At 46.0% G+C, this 2,817-nt stretch carries 2 protein-coding genes; one reads left to right on the top strand and one right to left on the bottom strand.

Going from position 1 to position 2,817, the window contains the following annotated elements; translation table 11 throughout:
• Window positions 1-766: 766 nt before the first annotated feature.
• Window positions 767-1,453, top strand: a complete 687-nt coding sequence (locus L0U89_RS20125; RefSeq protein WP_234863172.1) for a hypothetical protein — start codon at window positions 767-769, stop codon at window positions 1,451-1,453.
• On the opposite strand, the gene L0U89_RS20120 is transcribed toward L0U89_RS20125, so the two are convergent.
• A complete protein-coding gene (locus tag L0U89_RS20120; RefSeq protein ID WP_234863171.1) occupies window positions 1,446-2,423 on the bottom strand; it encodes a GNAT family N-acetyltransferase in 978 nt (325 codons plus the stop codon). The genes L0U89_RS20125 and L0U89_RS20120 overlap by 8 nt on opposite strands.
• Window positions 2,424-2,817: the final 394 nt, after the last annotated feature.

The raw sequence follows: 2,817 nt of genomic DNA, 5'->3' as shown, positions 1-2,817 counted from the left end.
GAACCTTAATCTTCTTGAATTCCTCAGAAAAACACCTGTGTCTCCTGATCTCCAATTTTGATGCTCGCTTTTTCATACGGTTGACGTTTTTTTGTCAACCTATATCAGGCATGCACACTTGGTACTTTGTACATCGTACTTCGTACTTCTAACTTCATACTTGGTACATCGTACTTCGTACAAGGTATTCTCTGCGCTCTTCGCCCCTCTGCATCTTTGCGTTCCCCATTCTCGCATCTCGTACTTCTAACTTCGTACATCGTACTTCTAACTTCATACTTGGTACTTTGTACATCGTACTTCGTACTTTAAACAGCTTCGCCCCGCCAGTCCCAACCTCGCTCTTTAATGAGTAATTTTTTTACTCAATGAAAACAAATTTACCCCATCATCCTGCATTTGCAAATCCCTGCCACACTCAAAAAAAATTTTCATTTTCTCGACCATTTTCCCAATTTTTTTGGCAGAAGTATTTTCGCCTTTCATGTTTTAAAAATTGATTTTCAAAAAGAAGAATTGACTTTTATCAAAATTAAGCAAGGCCTTTAAAATCAATATTTTATATCAAAAAATAAGGCGGTTTATCTGAAGCGAAACTTGAAAAACCTAAAATAACGGCATTCATGAAAGAAGGCATCCCGATTTCAAATAAATGTTCGTTATTGGCACCAAAATTGGGACTGTTGGACTGAAGTAGCGCTTTTGGGTTCCCTGCATAAGGGACAGTTCCGTTGATTCTTTGCTTTTAGTCTGAAAAATCACAGTTATGCTGATCATCCAATACCGGGCCCAAGACATCCTCCTCAGTCAACTGAGCGAAGGCAGCATTGGCCTCAACTTTGTCCTCAAAGAAAACTTCCCAACCAACAGCCCGAGTAAGCATCCTTCAAAACCCCTTTTCATCATCCAAGTGGGTTTTCTGCTGATCAAAAAACTGGAGCTGCACATGGAAGGCGCCAATGAGGTGGCGGATTTTGCCAAGCGGCTCGACATCCAATTCAAGAAAATCAAACAGGTCAGCCTCGACAGCAGCGGCGGCATGGACGACTTTTTCATCAACATCCCGGAGGGCGAATACGAGCGCCTCAGCTTTGGCATCCAGTTGGCAGACCATGAAGACATGCCTTCGATATGCCTCTCCGGCACATTCATAGACCCCTCGGACAACTTGGTCCCCTTCTCCTTTTGTGCCCAAAACATCTTCCCCCGCTTCGACATGGAGGCCAACCTCAAGGGGCAAGATCCATTTTCCTCCAATTCACCCATCAACCCCACCATCGTATTTGAAATCAACGCAGCCAAATGGTTTGAAACCCTCACTGTAGATGACTTCATGCTGGCAAAAAGGGACGAGCAAGGTATCACCATCAGCCCTTCCTCCAACGAGTCCATGTATTGGAAAATCGTCGAAAGCATTGTCTTTGGGGAAGAAATCAGCGTGGAAATCAGGTGAATCTGGCTTTTATCGGCGTCTCCTGAAGGCGGAATTCATAATCCCATTCCTCAAAATCAATAGCCCCCAGACTTTGCTTCCAAGCGTAAAGTCCCCGATTGATCTCCCCGGTCGAGGGTTCATTGGAAATCCCAAGACTGAGAAAGGGCATATCGGCATACGCCCCAAACATCAAATGGTGCATCAACAGGTCCAAAGCCCTCAACTGCCGACCTTTGGGCCCATTGGCGATATACTGTGCATGAATCCCCCGCTTCGTACAAAACACCAGCACCCCAGCCAGCACTTCTCCTTCCAGCACCGCCGTGTATAACTTGATTTCATTGGGAAATCGGACCATCAAAGTCTGCATTTCCGCGACTGAATGGACCGGCTTGGCTTGGTGCCGCATCCAAAGGTTCGGACAAAGCACCTTGTCCCAAAAATCCTCCAAATACCGGGCATCATTGCTCACCTGCATGCCTGAACGCTGCGCCTTGTGTAGCCCCCAGCGCCTGCCCTTATCCTTCCAGGTAAAAGGCGGGACGATGGTCTGAAAGGTCTTGCTTGCGGTTTTTATACCAAACTGCCGATAGATAGCCTGAACAGCCGAGAAATGCTCGGTAAAGTAAAAAGCCGGTATAGATCGAATATAGAGGCTTTCAAATCCACCCTCCTTGAGGAAATTAAAGCCTTCCAATACCACAGCCCGAACCGTTTCTGAATCTATTCCCAGCCCAAAGACCCATCCCCCGTAACTCAAACCACGGTGGGAAGACACCTTTCCATTCTCAGTTTCGGCAGGAAGTACCGCAACCAATTTCCCAGCTGCGAGCGCCAAAAGAGAATAATCTCCAAACCGCTCCCCATGGTACTCCAAAAAATCCCTTTGATGCAAAAAGGTCCCGTTGATGCTTACTTCCACCAAGTTGTCCCACTCAGCCCGAAACTCCTCTGTATACCTACTTATTTCAACCACTTTAAGACGCAAGATTCAAGACACAAGACAAAAGACACAATATCCGTCACTTCGAGTTCTTAAAATTTGGCATTTACAGAAAGGCAATGACATCTGTGGTCCGTCATGCTGAACCGTAGCTTGCGGAGGTGAAGCATCTCCTAAATTGAGGAGATCCATCTCCACGATAACATCGGGGCCTCAGGGTGACGCTCAAATCTCTGTCGTTGGTAGTAATACAGATTCTTCTCGCCAAGAAGTAAAGAAAAAAAGTGGGCAGATGCTGTAGGCAGTACCAGGGGGTAGCGTCCCGATAAGTGTGTAATTGGCGGGAAAAGTTATTCTGGAATTTTTCGGCCCCTTGAAAGGCCTGGAAAAATTACGGAAATAACTTTTTCGGGATACCTTCACACACTTAAAGCTATGA

The organism is Mariniradius sediminis (genome assembly GCF_021491425.1).
Classification (GTDB): domain Bacteria; phylum Bacteroidota; class Bacteroidia; order Cytophagales; family Cyclobacteriaceae; genus Mariniradius; species Mariniradius saccharolyticus.
Note: the sequence above shows the minus strand (reverse complement) of the source record. Positions and strands in the feature narration are given on the sequence as shown.

Coding starts and splice junctions, on each gene's coding strand:
- L0U89_RS20125 (WP_234863172.1), top strand. CDS start 767: ATGCTGATCATCCAATACCGGGCCCAAGACATCCTCCTCAGTCAACTG.